At 34.6% G+C, this 25633-nt stretch carries 20 protein-coding genes and 1 pseudogene; 1 reads left to right on the top strand and 20 read right to left on the bottom strand.

Annotated features, from left to right (window positions below; genetic code table 11):
* Positions 1–9: 9 nt before the first annotated feature.
* From CP370_RS10275 to rsmG, 20 genes and pseudogenes are all read right to left on the bottom strand, one after another.
* Positions 10–2437 (bottom strand): annotated as a pseudogene (locus CP370_RS10275) (YSIRK-type signal peptide-containing protein); the annotation flags it as partial.
* A gap of 340 nt (positions 2438–2777) precedes the next feature.
* Positions 2778–4763 carry a fructose-specific PTS transporter subunit EIIC gene (locus CP370_RS03695; RefSeq protein WP_087712615.1) on the bottom strand — a complete coding sequence of 662 codons (1986 nt, stop codon included), beginning with the start codon at positions 4761–4763 and terminating at the stop codon, positions 2778–2780.
* Between the two features lie 40 nt (positions 4764–4803).
* Positions 4804–5718 carry a 1-phosphofructokinase gene (pfkB, locus tag CP370_RS03700; protein ID WP_087712614.1) on the bottom strand — a complete coding sequence of 305 codons (915 nt, stop codon included), beginning with the start codon at positions 5716–5718 and terminating at the stop codon, positions 4804–4806.
* On the bottom strand, positions 5715–6473 hold the full coding sequence (locus CP370_RS03705; RefSeq protein WP_087712613.1) for a DeoR/GlpR family DNA-binding transcription regulator: 759 nt from the start codon (positions 6471–6473) through the stop codon (positions 5715–5717). Before CP370_RS03705 ends, pfkB begins: the two co-directional genes overlap by 4 nt.
* Before the next feature lie 175 nt (positions 6474–6648).
* The gene (locus tag CP370_RS03710) at positions 6649–8955 is read right to left on the bottom strand and encodes a glycoside hydrolase family 31 protein (RefSeq protein ID WP_087712612.1); all 2307 of its coding nucleotides are present in this window, start codon (positions 8953–8955) and stop codon (positions 6649–6651) included.
* Positions 8956–9041: 86 nt separating this feature from the next.
* The gene (locus CP370_RS03715; RefSeq protein WP_087712611.1) at positions 9042–10268 is read right to left on the bottom strand and encodes an ABC transporter permease; all 1227 of its coding nucleotides are present in this window, start codon (positions 10266–10268) and stop codon (positions 9042–9044) included.
* Positions 10261–11157 (bottom strand): ABC transporter ATP-binding protein, encoded by an 897-nt coding sequence (locus CP370_RS03720; protein WP_087712610.1) that lies wholly within the window; start codon positions 11155–11157, stop codon positions 10261–10263. The genes CP370_RS03715 and CP370_RS03720 overlap by 8 nt, the downstream gene beginning before the upstream one ends.
* Before the next feature lie 122 nt (positions 11158–11279).
* Positions 11280–12029 (bottom strand): aspartate/glutamate racemase family protein, encoded by a 750-nt coding sequence (locus CP370_RS03725; RefSeq protein WP_087712609.1) that lies wholly within the window; start codon positions 12027–12029, stop codon positions 11280–11282.
* A gap of 2 nt (positions 12030–12031) precedes the next feature.
* On the bottom strand, positions 12032–13603 hold the full coding sequence (locus CP370_RS03730) for a UDP-N-acetylmuramoyl-L-alanyl-D-glutamate--2,6-diaminopimelate ligase (protein WP_012846703.1): 1572 nt from the start codon (positions 13601–13603) through the stop codon (positions 12032–12034).
* Between the two features lie 36 nt (positions 13604–13639).
* Positions 13640–14797, bottom strand: a complete 1158-nt coding sequence (locus CP370_RS03735; RefSeq protein ID WP_012846704.1) for a cell wall metabolism sensor histidine kinase WalK — start codon at positions 14795–14797, stop codon at positions 13640–13642.
* A 5-nt stretch (positions 14798–14802) separates the two neighbouring features.
* Positions 14803–15489 carry a response regulator transcription factor gene (locus tag CP370_RS03740; RefSeq protein ID WP_087712608.1) on the bottom strand — a complete coding sequence of 229 codons (687 nt, stop codon included), beginning with the start codon at positions 15487–15489 and terminating at the stop codon, positions 14803–14805.
* Positions 15490–15639: 150 nt separating this feature from the next.
* A complete protein-coding gene (locus tag CP370_RS03745) occupies positions 15640–17496 on the bottom strand; it encodes an ABC transporter ATP-binding protein (RefSeq protein ID WP_087712607.1) in 1857 nt (618 codons plus the stop codon).
* A 13-nt stretch (positions 17497–17509) separates the two neighbouring features.
* Positions 17510–19240 (bottom strand): ABC transporter ATP-binding protein, encoded by a 1731-nt coding sequence (locus tag CP370_RS03750; RefSeq protein WP_087284174.1) that lies wholly within the window; start codon positions 19238–19240, stop codon positions 17510–17512.
* A gap of 136 nt (positions 19241–19376) precedes the next feature.
* Positions 19377–20210: a DUF1129 domain-containing protein gene (locus CP370_RS03755; protein ID WP_087712606.1), complete on the bottom strand. Its 834-nt coding sequence runs from the start codon at positions 20208–20210 to the stop codon at positions 19377–19379.
* An 11-nt stretch (positions 20211–20221) separates the two neighbouring features.
* Positions 20222–21322, bottom strand: a complete 1101-nt coding sequence (gene ychF, locus CP370_RS03760) for a redox-regulated ATPase YchF (RefSeq protein WP_004898030.1) — start codon at positions 21320–21322, stop codon at positions 20222–20224.
* A 22-nt stretch (positions 21323–21344) separates the two neighbouring features.
* Positions 21345–21593, bottom strand: a complete 249-nt coding sequence (locus tag CP370_RS03765) for a DUF951 domain-containing protein (protein WP_012846707.1) — start codon at positions 21591–21593, stop codon at positions 21345–21347.
* 19 nt (positions 21594–21612) lie between these two features.
* Positions 21613–22494, bottom strand: a complete 882-nt coding sequence (locus tag CP370_RS03770; RefSeq protein ID WP_012846708.1) for a ParB/RepB/Spo0J family partition protein — start codon at positions 22492–22494, stop codon at positions 21613–21615.
* A complete protein-coding gene (locus tag CP370_RS03775) occupies positions 22478–23251 on the bottom strand; it encodes a ParA family protein (protein WP_004896524.1) in 774 nt (257 codons plus the stop codon). The genes CP370_RS03770 and CP370_RS03775 overlap by 17 nt, the downstream gene beginning before the upstream one ends.
* Before the next feature lie 15 nt (positions 23252–23266).
* Complete coding sequence (gene noc, locus CP370_RS03780; protein WP_012846710.1) at positions 23267–24148, bottom strand: nucleoid occlusion protein; 882 nt, start codon at positions 24146–24148, stop codon at positions 23267–23269.
* A gap of 21 nt (positions 24149–24169) precedes the next feature.
* Positions 24170–24889: a 16S rRNA (guanine(527)-N(7))-methyltransferase RsmG gene (rsmG, locus tag CP370_RS03785; protein ID WP_011162527.1), complete on the bottom strand. Its 720-nt coding sequence runs from the start codon at positions 24887–24889 to the stop codon at positions 24170–24172.
* A gap of 198 nt (positions 24890–25087) precedes the next feature.
* On the opposite strand from rsmG, the gene CP370_RS03790 reads away from it, so the two are divergent.
* Positions 25088–25624, top strand: coding sequence for a CvpA family protein (locus CP370_RS03790; RefSeq protein ID WP_087284164.1), 537 nt, complete (start codon positions 25088–25090; stop codon positions 25622–25624).
* Positions 25625–25633 lie beyond the last annotated feature (9 nt).

Below are 25633 nucleotides of genomic sequence, written 5' to 3' on the forward strand. Positions count from 1 at the left end.
ATTTTCATCGACTTCTACATATTGACCAGTTACCTTGTCAATCATACCTGAACCAATGAAAGTTAAAGTTTGTGTGTGACTTGGCTTAGCTGTTGTTCCATCTGCATAGACATAGTGGATAGTATTAGTTACATCCTTGTTCAAGTTAGCAGAATCAGCTGGGTATTTTGGTCCATCTGGGTTGTCTGGATTAATCGGATCCTCTTCGGTAAATTTATCATCAGGAGTAACTATAACTGCTCCATGTTTGAACGTTACATAGAAAGTCTTTGTGTCTTCACCTAATTCTCCGCCAACATAACCATCTTTGACTAATTCATAGCCTAAGCTTTCATAGTATTTAATCTTATCGGCTGTGCTGTAGTTAATTGTTTCGTTATACTTACCGTCAACTACTGCAGTTTCCAATTGCTTGCCTGTAGTCTCATCAACATAGATAAATTCAGCCTTAGCTGCATTTGCAGTGTAGATAACTGTGATATCTTTACCTGTATCTTCTGGAACTACGTATTCAATATAAGCAATATATCCCTCAATAATCGGTGCAGAGGTTAGTCCAGCCTTAGTTGGATCATTGTTAAATTTTATAGGTGCACGAAGTTCTTTCCCGTTTTCATCAACTAAAATTAAGGAACCTAATTCTTTATACACAAACTGTACTTCATGAGCAGAGTCAGTTACAAATGGGTTTCTAGCTGTGTAGTTGTTATAAAAAAACTTAACTGATTTACCAGCTTCTACAGTATGACTCTCAATAACCTTAGTCATATTGCTGCCATCATACATCAGAACTTCCATCTTACCGGTAGCATCAATTTGACGGTAAACTACCGTAAAATCTACGTTTAATTGATCAATAGTGCCTTCATCTTTATATCCAGCACTATAGTAAACTTTCTTATAGTAACTACCATCTCCGAATTGAGAAAGAGTTCCAGTAAATGAGCCAGTAGGAATATTTGAATCATCTAAGTAAAAGCCATCAATTAGCTGTTTATATTGATCAACGTTATCAACAACAAATTCTTGGCCAGTCCAGCCTGATACGTTAACATTAGGGTATTTAGGATTTCAACCAATTTTCCATCTTTATTCCGGTAGTAGTACTTAATCACAGACTGTTCTGTATAAATAGGAATAATTTCACCAATTGAACTGGCATCTATATTAGTACTATTTCCTAAACAATATTCAATTCGTGTACTTCCCACAACTGTACTTGCATTTCCAACAGGAGTTTTGTTTTCGTTAACAGTAACATCAGATTTACCACTATTAACTATTAAAAATTCCACATTGTACATTCCATTGTCTACTTCAATGTTCTTAAAGTGACCTGCTTGAATAGTGTGGGTAGATAAAATTTTAGTAAAACCATTGTCAGTTACATATGCATAGAGATTTTCATCCGACAGGCTATTTCTATTTACAGAGAGAACTAATTTTTTGTTTTGACTAGGTCTAAAACTTGTATAATTTAAGTTTAAAATTTGATAAATGTATTTATCTTTACCAATTAGTTTTCCAGCTTCTTTCGGATACTTTTCTGCATCTGTTCCCTGAATAGTCACAGAAGCCTTGCTTTGAACTTCTTTTACATCCGATTGAATAGTTGTATTTTCCTTAATTACTGATTCTTCAATCGGAGAAGCTTCATTTTCAACTTTATTTTCAGCTTCAATAGGAGCTACTTCTTCCACAGAATCAGTACTATCTTCTGTATTTTCAATCGGTTGATCTGCTTCTACTGGTACAGTATTAGTTTCTACATTCTCAGTTGATTGTGCTTCTTGAACATTGTTTTCTACATTCTCAACTGGTTGTGTTTCTTCTACAAAAGCAGTATTACTTTCTGTAGTTTCAACTGTTTGTACATCTACAGGAGCAGTGTTTTCTTCTACATTTTCAACTACTTGAACTTCTTCTACTGGAGTAGTATTTTCAACTAAATTAGTTTCAGTTGTATTAGTATTTTGATTATTTACTGCTGTATCTTTGTTAGTTGACACAGAGTTATAAGCTACTACTTCGTTAGTTGCTTGTTCTTCTACATTATTTGTTTCTACAGCAGAAATAGACCGATTATTTTTTACTTCTTCATTACCAATCTCAACAGAAGCAGTTACATCATTTTCTACTTCATTATTTTCTTCTACTGACATAGCTTCTGCTTGATTTGCAGTAGATACGCTTTGGTCTTCAGTATTTACTACATTATCTATCGTCTCTGTTATGTCGCTAGTTGTACTACTTTCTACTTTTACGCTTTCCTCTGGAGCAACTGTAGTGTCAGCTTGAACTTCTTGATTATTAACACCTATAAAGGTTAAACCAATTAGTACAGAAGCAGTCCCTACAGTAAACTTACGAATAGAGAAGCGTTGCTTTTGCGGTCTAATTTTTCGCATTTTTCACTATAATTGTTCTTGGAAACCATAATTTTATCCTCATACTTCTAGTATTAGGTGAGCATTAAGTTATAGCTTTCTTGCTAATGATTATTAATATAATAATCATTTATTTTACCTTGTTATATTTGTTTTTTACATTAAGTAAGTATACGGATAATCTATGATTTAATTGTGTACAATTTATGATATTTGTGTGAACTTGTAATTTATTTATATATAATTTTTCTTTATATATAAATAAGAATGCGATTTCAAAAAAACTCACGTTTTAAATACTATACATTACTATAGTATATATATGTTATTTATTAAACAAAAAAAGTAAGATTCTAATTTTTTAGAATCTTACTTTTTAATTAGTTATTTTTATTCATCTGGGTCTTCAGAAACAGGTTTCTTCCAGAAACTCATAATTAGACCGGCTACAATAGAACCAACAATTGTAGCTACGAAGTAAAGTAAAATATGGTTAGATAATGGTGATACCCATAGTCCTCCGTGAGGAGCTGGTACTTGGATGTGCCATAATCCAACAAGTAAACCACCAACTGCTGAACCAATTACGCAGGAAGGAATTACACGACCTGGGTCAGCTGCAGCAAATGGAATAGCACCTTCAGTAATGAATGAGAAACCTAAAATCCAGTTTGATACACCAGCACGACGCTCTTCCTTAGTGTAACGGTTCTTAAAGAAAGTAGTACCAATTGCAGTAGCAAATGGAGGAACCATACCACCAACCATAACAGCAGCCATCATAACTGCAGCAGTTGCAGAATGTGGATCGTTAGCAAATGCACCTGAAGCAAAGACATAAGCAGCCTTGTTGAAAGGACCACCCATATCGATAGCCATCATACCAGCTAAGATCATTGTTAAAATTACAAGGTTACCAGTACCCATACTGTTCAAGAAGTGGGTAATAGCAAAGTTAACTGAACTAAAGATTGGGTTGATGATGTAGAACATAATCAAAGCAATGAAAAGCAAGCCCAAAATTGGGTAAAGCAACATTGGCTTCATACCTTCTACTGACTTTGGAAGTTTAGCAAATAACTTCTTCAATCCAATCATCATATATCCAGCAATGAAACCTGCAGCGATACCACCTAAGAATCCAGCTGGAGAGACAGCATGTGCTTGCGCGTTAACTTGTAAGCCGTTAGTACCATTAACAATGGCTGCCATGTATCCACCAACAAACCCTGGCATCAAGGCAGGTAAGTCCCCGATTGATTCAGCAATATAAGCGGCTAATACAGGAACCATAAATGCAAAGGCTAAGTTACCAGCACTATTTAAGAAAATAAATGCAGGGTTCTTAGCACCACCAGCCATATAGTTTTCCACTATGAAGGAGATGGCCATTAAGATACCACCACCGATAACGAATGGAAGCATGTGGCTAATACCACTCATCAAGTTCTTGTATATAGATGCCCACAAACCTTGTTTTTCTTTTGCATCATCGTCGCTAGAACTTGCGCTACTATCAGCATGGTAAATTGGAGCCTTATTTTCTAAGATATCCTCGATTAACTCTTTTGGATGGTTAATACCATCTACAACAGGCTTCATAATAAGTTCTTTACCATTGAAACGTGGCATATCAACTTTTTTATCAGAGGCAATGATGACACCTTTTGCTCGCTTAATTTCTTCTGGAGTAAGCTTATCCTTTACACCTTCAGAACCGTTAGTTTCAATACGAACATCAACGCCTAATTTTTTACCAGCCTTAATTAAAGCTTCTTGAGCCATGTAAGTGTGTGCAATACCATTGATACATGCAGTAACACCAACAATTAAAGGCTTTTGCTCGCTAGCAGGCTTAGATGCTTCTTTTGCAGCTTCGGCCTTTCTTTTTTCGGCATCGGCCTTGTCCTGAGCATCCTTTTCAGCTTCTGCTTTTTTAAAGATATCAATAACTTCTTCTGGTGTAGTTGCTGCCTTTAAAGCATTAACAACATCTGGATTAATTAATAAACTTGATAACTTAGCTAAAGCTTGTAAGTGTGTGTTATCAGCACCGGCTGGTGCAGTAATCATAAAGAATAAATGAACTGGTTGTCCATCAAGAGCTTTATAATCAATTCCTTTAGGACTTTTTGCAAATAAAACAGCGGCACGATTAATGTACTTGTTTCTTGCGTGTGGCATGGCGATTCCTTCACCAATACCAGTTGTTGATTCTTTTTCACGAGCCCAGATTGATTTAATGAATTCTTCTTCGTTATTTACAACACCTTGCTTTACTTCAAGATTAGCCATTTCTTTAATAGCTTCTTCTTGAGTAGTAGCCTTCAGATCCATAATCATTAAATCAGGACTTAAAAGATCTTCAATTTTCATGAAAATAACTCCCTATCCTAACTGTATTATTTAGTTTTAACTACTTTACTTCTTCAACTGTAATTTGTGGTAAAACAGCATCAATTTGACTCTTAACTGCAATATCTTCAGTAAATGCAGTAGCACCACCACAAGCAGATCCGACTTTCAATGCTTCAACAACATTATGAGTCTTGTAGTAAGTGCCTACAAAGCCGGCAATCATTGAATCTCCAGCGCCAACTGAGTTAACAGCAGTACCAACAGCAGCACTTGCATGGTAAACATGATCCTTAGTTACTAAGTATGCACCGTCGCCAGCCATAGAAATCATGACGTTTTGTGCACCCATGTCTAAAAGTTTCTTAGCTGCTTCAAGCATTTCTTGATCATTAGCAAAGCTTGTATCAAATAAAGCTGCTAATTCATGGTGGTTAGGCTTAATAACTAATGGGTGGTACTTCAAAGTTGCAAGTAAAGCTTCCCCAGTAGTATCAATTGCAAATTCAGCACCAGCTTCTCTGATAGTTGGTAATAATTGTTCATAGAAGTCAGTTGGTAAACTTGGTGCTAAACTACCACTTAATACAACAATATCGCCTTCATTAAGATCATCCAAACGCGCCTTAAATGCAGTAATTTCTTGTGCATCAATCTTTGGACCAGCCGCATTAATTTCAGTTTCTTTTTGAGCATGAATTTTCACATTAACACGGGTATCGTCAGAAATAGTTACAAAATCACTTTCAATTTTTTTAACGTTTAATTGGCGAACTAATTCTTTGCCAGTAAAACCACCAACAAATCCCCAAGCAGTGTTATCAACATCAAGTTGGTTCAAAATTTGAGAAACATTAATTCCTTTACCACCAGCTAAAAATTGACAATCATTTGAACGGTTAACACTACCAGCATCTACCTTTTCCAATTGCATAACATAGTCTAGTGCTGGATTAACTGTAACAGTATAAATCATGACCGAGCCTCCTCAACTCTGATTTGTTCAGGTAAGATATTTTCTTTACCTGTACTTAAATTGTTAGTGATGAGTATTGCCTCATTGATATGTGCAAAACTTGCAAAATTTGCTGCACCAATCTTACTACTATCCATTAAAATAAAAGATTCTTTAGCCTGCTTAATAGCAGCTTTTTTTATACCAGCTTCTGCTAGATCTGGCGTAGTAAATTGACCATCTGCTGTTAAACCATTGGCTCCAATAAATGAAACCGTAAAGTTCATTTCTTGTAGCTGCTTCATGGCTGTGTTGCCTATGACTGCATGCGTTTCAAGCTTAGCCTCGCCCCCTAACAAGCGAGTATGAATTCCATTGTCTAAACATGCTAGTGCAACATCAACACCATTAGTAACTACATGTAAATCATTAACTTCCCGCAAGAACGGCACCATTTCATAAGTTGTCGTTCCAGCATCAAGAAAAATATGATCTCCATTAGTAACATGATTTATCACAGTAAAACGTGCAATCTCACGTTTATTGTCAACATTAAGATTAAATCTCACTTGTTGTTCAACATCACGTGAATAATCTTGCAGTGAGCGTGCTCCTCCGTGTACCCGAACAATCACGCCACGCTTTTCTAATTCAATGAGGTCACGGCGAATTGTTGACTCTGATGACTTAGTCAACTTACATAATTCATTAACACGACAGATACTGTGTTTATTAATATAGGTTGCTATAGCTTGTTGACGTTCCTCGGTCAGCATCGTTCATCATCACCTCATTTAATATGATAAACGCTTTCAGATATAAATTCAATCATTTTTCGTCAAAATCATTCACATTCATTCAATATTAGTCAAAACTAAAGCTATTAAAGTGAAAAGTTTTCCATATAAAAAATGAGCTAGCACATCATCGCACTAGTCCTTTTTCATTAAATTAATTAACCTGAATATATTTTTTATCTTTATAAATAAAATTCATTTTTTCATTAGTAGTCCTAATTTCAATTCTTTGATAATTTGGCTCATATCCATGCTTTTTCAAATTGATAGTAATTTTATGACCATCGACATTTATCTCATAAAGATTGTACTCACCCTTTTGATAAGCAAAATCGGTTCCATTATCCTGATAATGAGTATATTTACCACGTTCACCAAACACTCTAAATGTCATTTTTTCATCTGGTCTAGAGGAAACATGTTCCTTAACTTCTCCCCACGGCAAAATAGTATTTTTCTTAATAAATAAGGGTAACCTATCAATCGGGGCACTAACTAAGATCGTATTATTACCGCTACAAGTAACATTATTCCAAAAATCAATCCATTCCCCTTCTGGTAAGTAAACAGCTCGCCACTTTTTACCTTCTTCAACAATTGGCGCTACCACAATATTTGTACCAACCATGTATTCGTCATTCATATTTTTAACTGCTGGATCAGTTGGATAGTTTAAAACCAAAGGTCGCATAATCGGTAACCCCGACTTATTTTCTTGAGCAAATAAATCATAAAGATATGGAATAAAATGATAGCGCAAATGTAAGTACTTGCGATATATCGATAGCGTTGGTTCTCCAAAGATCCATGGCTCTTGCGAGCGTGTACCCATAGCCGCATGATTTCGAAGAAGAGGACTAAAAAGTGCTGCTTCAATCCATCTTGTTAATAGTTCTGGTGTAGTATCTGCACCAAATCCTCCGATATCTGTCCCAGCAAAAGCAAAACCGCTCATTCCTAAATTACATAGTTGCGGAATCATTATTTGTAAATGGACCCATAAACTTTGATTATCACCAGTCCAAACTGTAGAGTATTTTTGTGTTCCAGCATAAGCAGCACGGGTAATCACAAATGGGCGTTTACCAGTTAAATTCTTTAAGCCATAATAGGTTGCTTTAGCCATATTGTGACCATAAACATTATGCATTTTAGCATGTGTTGATTCTTTTTCTTCATCATTAAAAATAATATCTTTCGGAATTTCTCCATTAAATGAGGCCGGCTCATTCATATCGTCCCATATTCCATCAACATCTAAATCAACTAAAAACTTACAATTTTCTGACCACCATTTTCTGACCGCTTCACGCCCAAAATCCGGATAGGCAGCATCCCCGGGCCAAACCTTATTAACATAAACTTGCCCATTTGGTGCTTTTACAAAATATCCCTTTTTTAGTCCTTCTTGGTAGATCTGATAACTATCGTCTTTTTTGACACCAGGGTCAATAATTGTAATCACATGGAAACCTAATTTGTGAAGTTTATCAATAAATTTTCTGGGATCATCATAGGTATCTGTCCTCCACGTAAAAACTCGATACCCATCCATATAATCAATATCTAAATGGATAGCATCGCATGGCAGATTATATTTTCGCATTTTAGTAATAATTTCCTCTACCTTTTCAGCGCTTATACTATATCCCCAACGAGATTGTTGATAACCTAATGTCCACTTTTGTGGCAGCGGTGTTTTTCCTGTTAAGTAAGTATAATTTTCAACAATTTCTTTTAAGTCTCTGCCGCCAATAATGTAATAATCAATATTTCCATTATCAGCAGCAATGTAGTAGTATTTATTACTTTCTTTACCTAAATCAAAATAACTATGATAAGTATTATCAAAAAAAATTCCATATGGATGATTGTTCTTCAATCCAATTAGAAATGGAACAGACTTATATAAGCGAGTAAAACTTTCCACCTGCGGCTCGGGATTATCTGTATTCCAGTTTTCATAGGCATAGTGTCGTTTATTTAAAAAACCGGTCTTATCACCTAAGCCATAAAATTGCTCATCGTCTGCTAATTCTTTGACTAAGTCATAGTAGTGGCCGTCTTTTCTTCTACTAGTAACCACATTATGCCCTTCCGACTCGGCCAACTTTTGTTGGCTAGAATCTATTTGTCGGTCAATTGGAATTCGAGAGCCCCGATAGTCAATAATTAAGGGATTTTCTTCTGCATCATAAACATCTATTTTTTCGTCGTGATAAATTTTAATGATTAATTTTGAAGTTTTTATTTCAAGATAGTCATTCTTTTTCTCAACTTTAAATTTAGTTTCTTTTATCTTATTTCCTTCAATTGCATATGAATTAGTATGCTCACCGCGATTTTGAAATACACGGATTATTTCAGGTGTTAAGATTGTTAATTCAATACTAGAATTAACAAAATTTATCTTTATTTTGTTTTTATTAATTGCATATGTTTCCAAACTATTTGTATTCATAATTAAGCCTCTACATCTTTTTGTATTCGCTTTCAATTTTATCACAAAAAAACTACTCAACTTTTGAAAGCTGAGTAGTTAAATTTTTATTCCTTAATGCCTTGTAATGCACGCTTCATATTCTTCCACATACCGTTATCATCAGTTTGCAAAATAAGGCTTGGATAAATTTTTTTAATCCACCAAATCGATCCTAGCAAAAATACGAATAGAATTATTAGAGAGATTGCTGCCTCTAAGCCAGTCGCGTTTCCTTTAATTAGTCGAAGAGGCATTAAGAAAGATGATAAAAATGGTACGTAAGACATAATCATGGCAAAAATGCCATCAGGATTATTAGATAAGCTCATACTACTAAATAATCCGAGTAGAGTTAAATAAACTAAGGGTTGTACTGCCTTGTTAGCATCTTCAGCTTTAGTGACAATTGCACCACAAACAGCCGCATAAACGATATATAGGATCAAGCCAAGCACGACGAATAATAGTCCCCAAGAAATTATTTGTCCTAAAGCTTGATCGATAGCAGGCTTTATTTGAGCAAATGTATCTTTTACTCCATCAATATGAGGAGCCATATAATAAAAGCCAGAAAACATCACAGCATAAATTAATAACTGAGTTAGAATTTCAAGGAAAATGCCCAACACTTTACCATCAAAATAATTTCCACCAGGCATGCTTGAAAAGATAATTTCCATAATTTTAGTTCCCTTTTCACTGGCAATATCCTGTGCCATGATGGTGCTATAAGTCTGAACCAAAAAGTACAAAACAAAAATTAGAATCCAAAAAGTAGCTGTCTTTAAATTCTTTTCATCACTTGCATTCAATTTTTTATCATTAGTTTTCTCGGTAAATTTAACTTTTTGAGAAAGGGACTGCATCTGTTGCTCACTGAGCTTAGCTTTTTTTAGATTAAGTGCTTGCTGCTGAGTGTTTAAAACTCTGAACAACTCAGTCTTAACATTATTATCAAGACTTTCTGTACCATAATAATTTGCGACTAATTGAGTAGAAGTCTCTTTAACCACAATATAACCACTAATATCACCATCTTTATAGGCCTTTTCAGCTTTTGCCCTGTTTTTATATCCATCAAAATCTTCTGTTTTCTTTAATGGCTGAACAATACTCTGATTTTGACTTACTATTCCTACTTTTGTATCACTGTCGAAAGCTGAAGATGAACTCATCCCAAAGAAAAAAGAAATCAATAATACAAGAAATGGTGCGAAAATCATCAATAAAAATGACCAATTTTTTACTTCTCTACGATATGTTTCTTTAGCAACTAACCAAGTTTTATTCATTCTCTTCACCGGCTTTCATTTTGAAAATTTCATCTAAAGTTGGTGGCTCTTGATCAAAAGTTTGCAAGTATTTTCCATGGGAGAGCGTATTAAAAATTTCTTTTCCGTAACTAGCGTTTGTTAACCAAAGTTTGTAGATACCATTATTCTGTAAAATAGCATTTTCAACCCCAGGTAAATTTTTAACATTAGCAAGATTCAGGTCAGTTCTAATAAACAATCGAGTTAAACCAAAATTATTGCGAACATCATTTACGGCACCGTTTAACACAGTATGTCCATTATTAATCATTACTACATCGTCACACAATTCTTCAACATTAGACATATCATGATCAGAAAATAGAATAGTAGCTCCGCGTTTCTTTTCTTGTAAGATTACCTCTTTAATTATTTCGACGTTTACCGGATCGAGCCCACTAAAAGGCTCATCCAAAATAATTAAGTTTGGCTGATGAATAAGAGTCGCAATTAATTGAATTTTTTGTTGATTACCTTTAGATAAACTTTTTATTTTATCGGTAATTTGGCCTTTAACTTCTAACTTTTGCATCCAATCTTGCAAATCATGTTTTACTTCATCTTTTTTCATTCCCTTTAAACTAGCCAAAAAACTTACTTGCTCTAAAACAGTTAATTTAGGCATTAAGCTACGCTCTTCAGGTAAATAGCCTACAGAGTTATAATCCCGACTTGAAAAAGAATGTCCATCAATAGTGATTTTTCCCTGATATTTAACAAACTTTAAAATGCTATGAAAAAGAGTTGTTTTTCCTGAACCGTTTTTACCAATTAAGCCTAATATCTTTCCATTATCTGCTTTGAAGTTAATATCAAACAAAACTTGTTTGCTTCCAAAGCTTTTATTTAAGTTCTCTACTTGTAACATAGTTTTTTCTTTCTAAGTAAATTTATTAAAGTTAGCCTTAATTATATCAATATTTTTTCTTAAATATACTTTATTGGATCAAAAAAGCCTCTCAGTTGTCCAAATCTGAGAGGCTTTTATCTTTATTTATACATATATTTTGCAGTAGCTTCTTTAGGATCCATCCCATTTCGAATCTTTAAAGCAAGTTCAATTGAAACATCTGCGATAATTGACTGCGGATCAATAACTTTATATGGGTGATCTGGCGCTTTTTCCTGGGCGAGAGATAACTCAGTACATCCAAGTAAAATCACATTACAACCATATTCATCGTGCATTGTTTTTAAAATTTTATGGTATAAATCATGATCAACAATACCTTTTTCTTTAATATCACGATAAATTAGCTCGTTCACCATTGGTTGAATTTCAGGACCACCTAGTTCAGCTTTTTTACCAACTCGTTCTAATTCATCTACATATAAATGATCGTAAATAGAACCTTCAGTTGCAATTAAACCAATTTTCTCTTCTTTTGGAAAATCATCCACAAACTTATGAACAGCAATACGCATCATATGTAAAAATGGTACGTCTGTTAATGCTGCCAAGTCATCATAAAAGTAATGAGCAGTATTGCATGGCATTACGAAAAAGTCAGGATTAAGTTTTGATTGACTTAAAACATCATCCTTTAAATCATAGAAAAAATTAGGTTGACTATGATCCATAATGTATGCAGTTCGATCAGGAATTTGAGCATCATTTACTAAAATATAATTTAAATAGTCCTGATCCTTAGTAATCTTAACTCGGTGATTAATTAAACGGACATAACTTTCAGTCGCAATTGTCCCCATTCCACCGATAATTGAGAAAAAGTGCTTCATTCCTATTCCTCATCATCTTTTTCTAGTTCATTAATTACACTTTCCGCAACTTTGATGTCAGTTGGATATGGTGTATCTACTCCGCGAATCTTTTGGTATGGGTCGGCTCCCTTACCACAAATCAAAACGATGTCATCCTTATCAGACATTGCAATTGCATCATGAATTGCCTTTTCACGATCTAACTCAATTGTGACATCAACTTTTTTATGGTCAATGCCTGCATCAATTTCCTGTGCAATATCCATTGGATCTTCAAAGCCAGGATCATCAGTTGTTAAAAAGGCTTTATCTGCATAAGCAGTTAAACTTTCACTAAATCCTGGACGACGTGATACTCCTTTATCACCAGGAGCTCCAACAACTACGATGATTTTTGGATTGTTAAATTCACGCTGCATAAAGCTCATTAAAGCCATCATTGAAGCCTTATTATGTGCATAATCAACAATTACAGTACCATGATTCTTTGATGGCAAAGCTTCCATTCTTCCTGGAATAGTAACGTGACGAATACCTTTAGCACATTCTTCATAATTTTCGCCGGCAAGTCCAGCACCAATAATAGCAGCAGTACCATTCATTTCGTTGAAATCACCAATCATTTGAAGAGTGTAGTCACCAGCAATTGGTAATTTCTTAGCTTTATCAGATGCACAGAATAATTTGAATTCAGTTTCTTTCATATCAGTTTCAACTGATTGGAAACGGAAATCAATTGGTTGCTTTAAGTTAGGATTTTCAAAATCATTTCTGGCAAATAAATAGATACTATCTGGATTCGTAGTAGTAGTTGCAGCCGCATAAATCTCATCGAAGTGATCAGACATTGCATTGATAATACACTTACGTGAGTTAACCATTAATTGCAACTTACAGTGCAAATAATCTGCAAAGTTAGGGTGCTCATTTGGCCCAATATGGTCTGGAGTAATATTTAAGAAAAAGCCGAGATCGTAAGTCAAACCAAAGACACGATTTTTCTTATAAGCCTGACTAGAAACTTCCATTACTAAGTGAGTCATACCGTTATCAACAGCTGTTCTCATATCTCTGAACAAGTCTAAACTCTCAGGGGTAGTTAAACTCGCCTTAAATTTATCCTCAGGCTTTGGTCCCACAATATCGTCTACTGATGAAAATAGTGCTGTTCGACCACCATTAATTTGGTCAAGCATCCCCTTCAAGAAGTATGCAGATGTTGTCTTACCCTTGGTACCGGTAAAGGCTACCACATACAAATCATCTTGCGGAAATCTGTAAAAGGCAGCAGATAAAAGAGCCATGGCTTTAGTTACATCTCTAACAACTAAAGCATGCATTCCTTTACCTTCTGGATATGGTTGTTCTGCTACATAACAAGTAGCTCCACTATCTTTAGCCATTGATAAATAAGTAGGTCTAAAGCCTTTACCTTTACAGAAGAACAAGGTATTTGTTTTTATATCACGTGAATCATAGGAAATATAATCCATTTTAGTTGGAACCGCATCTTGAATAGCACTTGATTTAAGCAAGTGGTGTTCCTTCAATATTAAGATGCAAGTGTTTAAAGAAATGCTAGAATCGCTCATTTTTTCTCCCCAATTTTTAAATCAATTCAGCCTAAATTATAGCACACCATCATTTTTCTTTGGGCTATTGAGTGGTAGTTGAATAATAAAACTAGTTAATTCTGATGTTGATTGACATTTAATATTACCACCATGCAAATCAACAATACTTTTAGTTATGGCTAAACCGAGACCAGTTCCACCAGTTTTTAAATTTCTTGAACTTTCTACACGATAAAAACGATCGAAGATCTTTTGCAAAGATTTCTTAGGGATTTGTTCCCCATTGTTTTCAACTCTAAGTTCTACAAATTCGTTATTTACCTTATTTGCAATTAAGTTAATTTCAGTAGCTCCACGTCCATACTTTAAAGCATTTGAAATCAAATTATTTAACATGCGAACAATCATCTTTGCATCTGCATCAATTACGAGGTCTCTTGGCCTAGTTACAACATTAAAAGCGATATTTTTCTTTTCAGCTTCTAATTCAAAGCCAGCAGCTACTTGTTCAAGCATTGAATTAACATGCAGAGGTGCCAAAACCAATTTATTATTTGTTGAAGAGCGTAAAGTAGTATATTCAAATAGATCTTCAGCTAAAGCTTTCATTTGAAGAGCTTTATCATAGGCTATCTGGATGTACTTAGTTTGATCTTCATTCAGCTCACTACTCTTTAATAAGCCAAGATAGCCAATAATTGAAGTTAGTGGTGTTCTAATATCATGAGAAACATTAGTAATCAAGTCATCCTTTGATTGCTCTATCTGCCGCTCCTCTTCCATTGAAGCAACAGTACTATCAACTAACGCATTAATTGAATCAATCACTTTTTGCAAATCTGTCTTTACTACAAAAGGAATTCGATGGTCAAAATGTCCATCTGCAATATAGTGTAATTCTTCAATAACGTGACGCAATTGCATTTGTCGATATCTTCTGATTAAGCGCCAATATACTACAATGACATCGCCGACTAACATAAAACTAATAAAAAGCCGTTGCCAAGACCACAAATGCATCCCATTAGCAAAAGTAATGGTTTTCTTCAAAAAGAAAATTCCATTTTCTAATCTTGGATCATTTAAGACAGCTAGGTTAATCAAGATAATGATCGAAAGATTTAATAGTAAAAGCAAAATAACGGTTATTACGCCTTCACCGAAAAGTTCGCTTTTTTCTTTTGTGGTTAGGATTACTTTCTGCTTTTTCATCCCTACTAAGCCTCTACTTTATAGCCTACTCCCCAGACTGTTTGAATAACTTCTTCACCATCAGTTGCTTTCTGAATCTTATCGCGTAAGTGAGAAACGTGTACCATAACAGTTTTAGCAGAAACCACTGATTCTTGTTGCCACACTCTTTCAAAGATTTCATCAGCACTAAAAACTCGATTAGGATGGCTAGCAAGCATATATAAAATTCCAAACTCTAAGGCAGTTAATTGGATAACCTTACCAGTTAAAGTTTTAACTTCATGTGAATCTTTATTGATCACTAAAGGTCCTACTTCTAATACATCTGGCTTATCATCTCTTACTTCTTTCTGGCTACGACGAAGGAGAGATCTTACCCGTGCCATTACTTCTAATGGATTAAATGGCTTAACTACATAGTCATCTGCTCCAGTAATCAAACCCTGAATCTTATCCATATCACTAGTCTTAGCAGAAACTACTAAAATTGGAATCTCCGAATCTTTTCTAACTTCCTTGATAACTTCGATTCCCGACATTTGTGGCATCATAATATCAAGAATCATTAAGGCAATTTCCGGATTAGTAGAAAGTTTCGTTAAAGCTTCTTTACCGCTATAAGCAGCAATTGGTTCATAACCTTCATTTTTTAAATATATACTTAATAATTCAACGATTTCTTTATCATCATCAACAACTAAGATCTTCATGAGGATTGCTCCTTATCTATAATTATTTATCACATTAAAAATCTATTATTAATATTTTACCCGTTTTCCTTTTAATTACCTAAATTAAACCACGTTTTTAAAGAATTATAAAAAATGGACCCTAGAAAAGCATCTAGACTCCATTTTTAATTAATCTAATTCTTTTTTACCAGTGTACAACTCGTAGTAGTAACCTTTTTGTTTCAAAAGTTCTTCATGAGTACCACGTTCAATAATATGACCATGGTCTAGAACTAAAATAAGATCTGAGTTAACAATTGTTGATAAACGGTGAGCAATAACAAAACTAGTTCTACCAGCAAGTAAGTTATCCATACCGGCTTGTACCATACGTTCAGTTCTAGTGTCAATACTTGAAGTTGCTTCATCAAGAATCATCACCGGCTCATCCGCAATCATCGCTCTAGCAATACTTAGCAGCTGCATTTGTCCTTGAGACAAATCGCTCCCATCACCATCGATTACAGTTTCATATCCATCATCAAGTTCATGAATAAACTCATCTGCATGCGCTAAACGCGCCGCTTGATATACTTCATCATCACTAGCATCAGGTTTACCAAAACGAATATTATCCATAATCGTTCCAGTAAAGAGGTGAGTTTCTTGTAAAACAATCGACAAAGAATGTCTTAAATCATTTTTTCTAATTTGAGAAATTGGAACACCATCATAGGTTATCTTTCCAGATTGAATTTCATAAAAACGATTAAGCATATTTGAAATAGTTGTCTTACCTGCACCAGTTTCACCAACTAGAGCCACCTTCATCCCTGGTTTTGCATCAATATTGATATCATACAAAATTTGATGCTCTGGAACGTATGAAAAGTTAACATGATCAAAAATAATATGTCCCTTAATTGGTACCTTTTTAATGTCACCGTTCTTTTCCGGAACATCCCAATACCAGCTATTCTTGACTTCCTTATTAGGAGACATGATAACATCTCCATTATCAACTTCAGAAGGCTCATCTTCTAGTTCAAAAATTCTTTGAGCACCGGCTAAAGCTAAAACAATTGAATTCAATTGTTGGGAAATTTGTGCAACCGGCATACTAAACTGACGTGATAACTGTAAGAAAGATGCAATTGCACCTAAAGTTAAAGGAGCCCAACCATTAATTGCAGCAGCTCCTCCAATAAAGGCAATTAAGACATACAATAAGTTACCCATATTACCCATAATTGGAAATAAAATTGTGGCATAGGTATTAGCTTTTCCAGATGCTCCACGCAATTCTTCATTAAACTTATCAAAGCCTTCTTCAGCTTCAGGTTCGTGAGAGAAAACTTTAATGACCTTTAACCCATTTAGCATTTCTTCGTCGTAACCATTAATTTGACCCAGTTTATTTTGTTGAACTTTAAAGTAATGACTAGATCTAACTGTTAAAAATCTAACAATTCCAAAGGATAACGCAAAAATAATAAATGAGAACAAAGTCAATTGCCAGCTTAAACTAAACATAGCTACAATAACAAAAATCAAGCTTAGTGCCGAGTTTAAGAATTGAGGTAATGATTGGGAAATCATCTGCATCAAGGTATCGATATCGTTAGTATACCGACTCATGATATCCCCATAGTTATTTTGGTCAAAATAAGCAATTGGTAAAGATTCCATATGGGTAAATGTTTCATTACGAACCCGGAATTGGACTTTTTGGGCTAATACCCCCATCAACATACTAAATAAGTAGTTAGAAAGGAATCCAATTGCATAGATTCCAAACATTACTAAAATGGCGTTTAAAAGTGGTCCATAATTCGGAACTTTTTCATGTAAGAGTGGTGTTACGTAAGTATCAATCAGTCGCTCAATAAATAGTGATCCAATTACAGCAGAAGCAGCTGCTAAAATAATAGTAATTATTGAAACAACTAACATCCAAGGACTCGTTGTTAAAACTAATTTTAATAAACGACCAAGGACTTTTATTCGCTTTCCCTTAGGTTGTGTTTTTTCTTTTACTTGATCCATAACTTACTCTCACCTACTTTCCCGCATTATTTTCTTCTTGGAACTTAGCAATTGAACGATAAAGTTCATTGGTTTTCATTAATTCTTCGTGAGTTCCAATTGATTGAATCTTACCATGATCCATAACAATAATTCGATCTGCATCCTTAATGGAAACAACTCTTTGAGAAATAATAATCTTAGTAGTGTGCGGCATGTCTTTTGCTAAGGATTCACGAATTTCACGCTCAGTTGTCGTATCCACAGCAGAGGTTGAATCATCTAGAATTAAAATTTCCGGATTCTTCAAAAGTGCACGAGCAATAGTCAAACGTTGTTTTTGTCCACCAGAAACATTATTTCCGCCTTGTTCGATCATTGTATTATAACCATCTGGCATTTCACGGATAAAACCATCTGCATGAGCGACCTTAGCTGCAGCTACAACTTCTTCATGTGTTGCATTTTCGTTTCCCCATTTCAAGTTTTCTTCAACAGTTCCACTAAACAAAACATTCTTTTGTAAAACCATTGCAACTTTATCACGAAGGGCCTTCAATTCGTATGATTTAACATTATGTCTAGCTACTCTAACCGCACCAGATGTTACATCATAAAGACGTGGAATCATTGAAACTAAAGTTGATTTAGATGATCCAGTTTCACCGATAATACCGATTGTTTCACCAGGGGTAATATGTAAGTTAATATCCTCTAAAGCATAATGCTTATCATCTGGTGAGTATTTGAAGTTAACATGATCAAAAACAATATCTCCATTAGTTACGTCCTTAAGAGGTTTTCGTGGATTTTCGATTGCTGGCTTTTCGGTTAAGACAGCTGCAATACGTTTACCACTAGCCTCAGAAATAACTAATTGGGTAGTGATCATAGCTAGAATATTCAAACTAAACAAAACAGAGTTTGAATATGAAAACATAGAAACTAATTGTCCAGTTTGCAAACTTCCACCAACGATTTCCTTAGCACCAAACCAGCAAATCGCTAAAGTAGAAATGTTAAGAACAGCCATTACAACCAGCGCATTAAGTGACATAATTTTCTGCGCTGTTGAGAATAATTTATAAATAAAGCCAGAAGACTTCTCAAACTTTTCAATTTGAGATTCTTCTTGTACGTAAGTCTTTACTTCACGAATTCCACGAATATTTTCACGAACATCTTGGTTCATTACATCATATCCTCTAAAAATACGTGGAAAGTAAGGATATGCACTTTTAATAATTAATGCCAAAATTAAAACAAAGATAGGAGCGATTACCACAAAAACCAAAGATAGCCTTGGACTAATGATAATCGACATAATAATTGAAAAAATCAGCATTAACGGTGCACGAACAGCGATTCTAATTAACATTTGATAGGCATTTTGAACATTGGTTACATCTGTAGTAAGTCGTGTTACCAAGCTGGCACTAGAAAACTTATCAATATTGCTAAAAGAAAAATCTTGGATATGGTAAAACATATCTTTTCTCAAATTAGCCGCAAAACCTGCTGCCGCGTGTGCAGAAACATAACTGGCACTCGCACCCAAAGCTAAAGAAATTAAGGTTAGCACGAAAAGAATTAGGCCCCACTTATTGATATAGCCCATATTTCCTTTCATAATTCCCCTATCAATTAGAATACCAACCAAGTACGGGATCAACATTTCAATTAAAGCTTCACCTGCAACTAGGACTGGGGAAGTCAACGACAATTTTTTGTATTGTCTAATTGACTTACGCAACACATTAACCATATAAAACCCCCGTTCTTTACTTAAAAAAGATAAAAATAAATAGACGCCTCGTGCCGTCTATTTACTCCCCTAACAAATAAAATTATTTGTTATCTTTATTTATACTGTAGACTAATTTAAATAAATAGTCACGTTTTTAATTTCGACGATTTTGTCTTCTAGCAGCAATTTCATTTTGACGCTTAATTTGCAATGGATCAACAACATGGTACTTTTGACGGAACCATCTGCGAACAAAGAAAGCAATTACCGCTAATACAATGTAAACCCATGGGTTTAATACAGGGTTAATCACCCGCATAAATGGCATTGATGTAAATGTAATCCAAACCATTATGATTCCGACTAAAAATACACCTATTAAAATAATTTGCCACATTGGTGGACGTTTACTTTTATCCCTAGTAATTAAATCATTATAGTATGCCATTAAAATACCAAATAAAATTGTAACTGATGCAACAGTTAAAATACCCATTTGTTGCATACCATCTTGTTGCTTAGAACTGTTACTAAATAGTTGAACTACACCAAAGAATCCAGCAAAGATAACAAAGTACAATAAGCCATTATCTACGGCATGCATCCAAAACTTAGTCTTAGGTGCTTCTTTTTTAGGATTAGCAATTTCGATTGCTTTTTCTCTTGGAGCTTTTTGATATAAGTTAGATGCTGGAATTCCTTTACGTTGCGCAACAATAATTTCTGGCAAAATTTGATCAATTGCTGGCTCAACTTGATCCATAGTATAGTTTTGATCTTCTGTCAAAAACTTCTCCAAACGAAAAATGTAATCTTGGTTTTTATTACTTAACTTATTACGCAATTCTTTTGGAGACATCTTTTTAATCTCTTCATCACGAGAATTTTGTTCATGCGCCTTTTTTAATTTTTCTTGTTGCGCATTACCTACTATTGAGTTCTTGGCAGCTTCAGTATGTTCACTTTTATTTTGATCTTTTGGATCCATTCAAAAAACTCCTAAACATTAAATCTAAATTCAATAATATCACCGTCTTGAACTACATAGTCTTTTCCTTCAAGACGAAGCTTTCCAGCCTCTTTAACTTTTTGCATGGTTTCAAGTTCATTTAAATCATCAAATGAAACAACTTCTGCTCGAATAAATCCACGTTCAAAGTCTGAGTGAATAACACCGGCAACTTGTGGTGCTTTCATGCCTTCATGGAAAGTCCATGCACGAGTTTCAGGACCACCAGCAGTAAAGAAAGTACGTAGACCTAAAATGTGGTAAGCAGCCTTAATCAAACGATCAAGCCCAGATTCTTCAACGCCTTCCATTTCAAGAAATTCTTTTCTTTCATCTTCATCCATTGAAGCAATTTCTTCCTCAGTAGCAGCACTAATTCCTAAAGCCTCTGCATTTTCACTTTCAGCATGCTTTTTGACAATTTGGTAGTACTTATCGCTTTCTGGATCAGCCATTGAACTTTCAGCAATATTAGCAACATAAATAACTGGTTTAGAAGTAAGTAAGAATAGTCCCTTAACGATCTTTTGTTCATCTTCATTAAAGTCAATTGAGCGAGCAGCTTTACCTTCTTCAAGAACTGGCTTTAATTTATTTAAAACAGCTAATTCAGCTTTAGCTTCTTTATCGCCTTGTTGAGCAACCTTTTGCACTTTTCCAATTCTACGGTTAACTGCATCTAAGTCCGCAATTGCTAATTCAAGATTAATGGTGTTGATATCTTCTTCTGGATCAACCTTACCAGTAACTGAAGTAATGTTGTCATCATCAAAAGCTCTTACTACGTGAACAATTGCATCAGTTTGACGGATATTTTCAAGGAACTTATTTCCAAGTCCTTCACCTTTTGATGCGCCTTTTACCAAACCAGCAATATCAGTAAATTCAAATGTAGTATGAACAATCTTCTTAGCTGGAATTAATTCTTGAATACGAGCTAGACGACTATCTGGAACCTCAACCATCCCCACATTTGGCTCGATTGTGGCAAATGGATAGTTTGCCATTTCGGCACCAGCTTTAGTAATCGCGTTAAACAAAGTAGACTTACCAACATTTGGTAATCCAACAATACCTGCAGTTAATGACATATTATTCTCCTCTTAATTGGTTTTATTCAAAGTGTGGCACAGCAATATTTTCCTTAGGAACGTAATGTTCCTCTTTTAAGTTAACAGGATCATTTGCTGAGTGCAGCACTTTTTTTAATTTTTTATTGAATTCTGCTCGGGGAATCATAATTAAATGACCACACCCTAAGCACTTAATGCGAATGTCTGCACCCATTCGCAAGATTTCCCACTTATTTTCACCACATGCATGTGGTTTTTTCATCTGTACTACATCGCCCAAATGATACATGAAAAATCACTCCTATTAATTATTTATCTAAATTAATTCCTAGTAAATCTAAAATTCGATTTAATTCATCAGTTGATGCAAAATCAATGGCCAAATGACCATTTCCTCTTTTACTCTCGGTAATATTTACACTAGTACCAAATTTATCAGTTAATTGTGATTCACTAGCCCTAATGAAAGCTGATTTTTTAATAGCCTTTTTCTTAGGTTTCTTTTCTTTTTCGTTTAATTTAGCTACCAGTGATTCTAGTTGACGAACTGTAATTCCGTTCTTAACTACTTTTCTTGCCAAGTCATCAATTCTGTCCTTATCTTTCAGACCAAGCAATGTTCTTGCTTGTCCCATTGACAGCTCTCCTCTTTGAAGGAGACGTTTAGTTTTTTGAGGCAAAGTAAGTAGACGAAGATAATTAGCAATGTATGGGCGAGATTTACCTAATCTTTTAGAAACTTCTGCTTGAGTTAACCCTAAATTCTTTTGCAGCATCTCATAAGCTTGCGCTTCTTCTAATGGCGTTAAGTCTTCACGTTGCAAGTTTTCTAAAACTGCAACTTCCATCATTTGCGCCTCATCAAAGTCTCGAATGATGGCTGGAATTGTTTTCTTCTTAGCTAACTTAGAAGCACGAAAACGACGTTCACCGGCAATAATTTCGTAGCCATTAACTGATTTACGAATAATAATTGGTTGAAAAACACCATTTTCTTTAATGGATTCGGAAAGTTCCTTTAAGCTTTTGTTATCAAACGTTTTTCTTGGTTGATATGGATTAGGTCTAATTTCATCTAAAGAGATTTCAGTAATCTCCTCAGTTTCTTGAACTTGTGGGCTCTCATCAAATAAAGCTTCTAAGCCTCGTCCAAGACCACGTTTTTTAGGTTCTTTAGAGTTTTTTACCATGAGCTTTCAACACCTCTTTTGCTAGAGAATCATATACTTGGGAACCGCGAGATTTTGGAGCGTATTCTGTAATTGGTTTACCATAACTTGGAGCCTCAGCTAACTTGGTAATTCGCGGAATAATTGTTTTATAAACCTTTTTATTAAAGTAAGATTGAACTTCTTTAACAACTTCTGCTCCTAGATTAGTTCTAGCATCCAGCATGGTTAGCAATACACCTTCCACACCCAAATTCTTATTAAAGTGCTTTTGGACTAAGCGAATTGTATTCAATAACTGGCTTAAGCCTTCCATTGCATAATATTCACTTTGAACTGGGATCAAAATCGAATCTGAAGCAGTAAAAGCATTAATTGAAAGCTGACCTAAAGAGGGAGGACAATCGATAAAAATAAAGTCATATTCATGGCTAACCTCATCGATTCCCTGCTTCAATCTTGTTTCACGTGCCATCATTGATGTTAATTCCATCTCAGCACCAGCTAATTGAATAGTAGCAGGAACTGCATCTAAATTTTTAGTTTCTGTATGATGAATGGTTTCAGATAAAGGAATTTCATCAATTAAAACATTATAGATATCTTTATCTACAGTTGACTTTTCAATACCTAAACCAGAAGTTGCATTCCCCTGGGGATCAATATCAACTATTAGAACTTTATAACCATGATTTGCAATGCTGGCACCTAAATTAATCGTCGTCGTTGTTTTACCAACGCCACCTTTTTGGTTAGCAACCGAAATAATTTGAACCATATTTACTCCCTTTGCCTACTTTTTAAGCAATTCAATAGTAATTTTGTAGGAATCACCCTTTTTATCTTCCTTGTATTTCACAGTCATTCCTGAATCTTTTGCCATCTTAATTGCTTTTTTAATTGTATTTATTTGTACTTTAAAATCATTAGCTGTCCGAACCTGAACTTTCTTCTTAGGCTTTTTAGTTTGTTCCGGCTTATTCTCTTCGAGCTCTTCTTCTTTTTCCTTTTCTTGAGCAGCAAAATAACCATCAAGATCTTTTATCATCTCTTCAGTTTCTTTTACAGTTAAGCCACTTTTAATAATCTCGCTAACAGCAGTATCTTGATCTTCTTCATTCAAAGCTAAAAGTGCACGTCCATGACGTTGAGAAATCTTTTTATCAATTAAGAACCCTTGCACTTTTGGCGTTAACTTGAGTAGTCTAATCTTATTAGCAATATAAGATTGAGTCTTCCCCATTTGTTCTGCCAATTCAGTTTGAGTTAAATTATTAACCTTCATCAATTGAACGTAAGCTTGTGCTTCATCAATAGGGTTAAGATTTTCACGTTGCAAATTTTCAACTAAGGCTAAAGAGGCTGCTTTTTCATCATCCATATCTTCAACAATTGCCGGAATTTTTGCCCATTTAAGTGATTGAGCAGCACGAAAACGACGTTCACCCGCAATAATTTCATATTCACCTTCAGGACCATCAGCTGGCTTACGCAAAATAATTGGTTGAAGTAAACCTTGTTCTTTTAGTGTAGTAGCTAATTCTTCAATTGATTCATCACTAAAAGTATGACGGGGCTGATAGCGATTAGGCATAATTTTATCGAGCTCAATTTCTTGAACTTGCTTACTTTCAAGGATCTTTTTTTGACGATTGCCAAATAATGAAAATGCCATAAATTATTCCTCCAATTAAATTTAAAGTGGTTTTTTATTCGGTGTACCAGCTTGACGCGGATATTTCTTAGGGGTTGCTTTTATTTTTTCAACAACAATTAAAGTGCGGTCATCATCTGTATCAGGAAGGGTTAATTCTTTCACATCTTCTACTTTTCCTCCCAATACATCAATCGCATGCTTAGCTTCCGCTAATTCATCTTGTGCCTTTGGTCCTTTTAGAGCAACTAAGTAACCACCAACCTTTGCTAGTGGTAAACAATATTCACTTAAAACACTCATTCTTGCTACTGCACGTCCAGTTACCAAATCAAATTTTTCGCGTAAATCTTTATTTTGACCGGCATCTTCCGCACGGCTATGAACTAAAGTAACTTTATCTAAACCTAAGTCGTTTACAAGTTCATCTAAAAACTTTAATCTTTTACCCAAAGAGTCAACAATAGTGATACTTAAGTTAGGACACAAAATCTTAATCGGTAAAGAAGGAAAACCTGCTCCTGCTCCAACATCACATAAAGTTTTCTCACCTTTAAATAGGTCTGGAAATTCTAAAAGTGGAGTAATGCTATCAAAGAAGTGCTTTAAGTAAACCTCATTTTTATCAGTAATTCTGGTAAGATTAACCTTTTTATTAAATTCAACTAATTTATCATAATATGTCGCAAATTGTTTTTTTTGCTTCTCATTAAGTTCAAAGCCATATTTTGCGAGCTCTTTTGCAAAAATTTCTGGATTCATTTTTCACCTGTGAAACCTAGTTTCACACTCCTAATTTACCGCAATTAAAGGCGGTTAACAACACTATTATCATCATAAACTAACGTATTTAATTATGTAGTATTTTTTAAGAATCGTCAAAAAACAAATAAGTATTTAAAAATATGTATTTAAATTAAAATCGATAAGCTATAATGATTAGCAAAAGGGGTTAAATGTATGATTGTTACGCTTATTGTGATTCTTTATCTCGGTTATCAAACTTATAAAGGATATCAACTGGGATTTGCTCAACGTGTTATTAATATGATTTTTGGTGCAATTGTATTTGCAGCAGCTATTCTAGGCCAAAATAGCTTGGGAAATTGGTTCTATCAACAATTTTCTGGTAAGGTTGTTCCCACAACAGGCAATATTAGTCTTGAAATAATCGGTTACCGCTTCTTAGCCTTCTTTGTAATTTGGTTTATCGGTAAAATGATTTTAAAGATTTGTAAGGGTTGGCTTCCTAAACGTGATCGTACTAAAAAGGGAATCGGTAATCTATTAGACAATGTTTTAGGAGCAATAGTATCTTTTATTGCTGCTTACTTCTTAGTTTATGTAGCCTTATCAATGTGCCAGGCTTTTCAAAATACTTGGTTTATTCAACAAACAGTTGATTCACCAATTTTACGAGTAATTATTTATAACACACCAGGTTTGTCAAATGGAGTATTTAAGACAATATTTGGTATTAGTCGAACAGTTGGTTAAAATACTCAG

This window comes from Lactobacillus sp. UMNPBX19, from assembly GCF_002553805.1.
Classification (GTDB): domain Bacteria; phylum Bacillota; class Bacilli; order Lactobacillales; family Lactobacillaceae; genus Lactobacillus.